The sequence below is a fragment of the Burkholderia sp. Se-20378 genome (genome assembly GCF_017104665.1).
Lineage (GTDB): Bacteria > Pseudomonadota > Gammaproteobacteria > Burkholderiales > Burkholderiaceae > Burkholderia > Burkholderia lata.
Map to the genome: position 1 here is coordinate 1 of NZ_JAAGPG010001193.1, position 774 is coordinate 774.

The 774-nt window shown below is 70.4% G+C and carries 2 pseudogenes; one reads left to right on the forward strand and one right to left on the reverse strand.

Going from position 1 to position 774, the window contains the following annotated elements:
• Positions 1–437 (reverse strand): annotated as a pseudogene (locus G3N93_RS40940) (AraC family transcriptional regulator); the annotation flags it as partial.
• A 38-nt stretch (positions 438–475) separates the two neighbouring features.
• Here G3N93_RS40940 and G3N93_RS40945 point away from each other — a divergent pair.
• Positions 476–774, forward strand: a pseudogene (locus G3N93_RS40945) (glycerol-3-phosphate dehydrogenase); the annotation flags it as partial.

Consider the following 774-nt stretch of genomic DNA (forward strand, 5'->3'; position numbering starts at 1 on the left):
CGCGTGAGCGTGGCCCGCAGCATGTCCCGCAGCTTGCGTTCGAGCGCGCCGCGTTCGAGCCGCAGCACGAGGTTGCGGCAATCGGGGCTCGTGCTCAGGCGGCTCGCGAGCGCGGGCGACGACACGGTCAGCTCGCCGGGGCCGGCGCGCGCGACGACGCTGCCGGCCTGTAGCTCGCATGCGCCGGCGAGCGTCAGCCTGAACAGGAAGTGTTCGGCATCGTCGCCGAAATCGATGCGGGTTTCGCGGCCGTAGCAGAGTTCGAGCAGTGCGCCGTGATGCAGCGGCACTTCGTACAGCTCCGCATGAAACGGATCGAGGCCGCGTGCAGCCATCCGGTGCGGCCCGAGCCGGTGCGCGACCGCGCGTTCGACTTCGTCGGGGGCGTGCAGCGTGCCGAGCCGGTTCGGCGCATGGCGGGACAGGGCGATATCCATTCACGGACCTCGTAGCGGATGCGGGGGCGCGGCGACATGTGCAGCGCCGCGATTGCGTTGCGCGAACGGGCGTGCCGTTGCGCGTTTTGAAGCGACGCGGCGGGAGCGGCCGCGTAGTCTCGGAGACACTCAATCACCGGGAGAAGACGATGAAGGTATGTGTTCTGGGCGGCGGCCACGGCTGCCATGCGGCGGCGATCGACCTGCTCGAGAAGGGCCATGACGTGACGTGGTGGCGGCGCGACCGCGAGCCGCATGCGCGGCTGCGCGAGCTCGGCGTGCTGAACGTGACCGACTATCGCGGCAAGCGTGCGGTGCCGCTCGGCGATGCACCGGG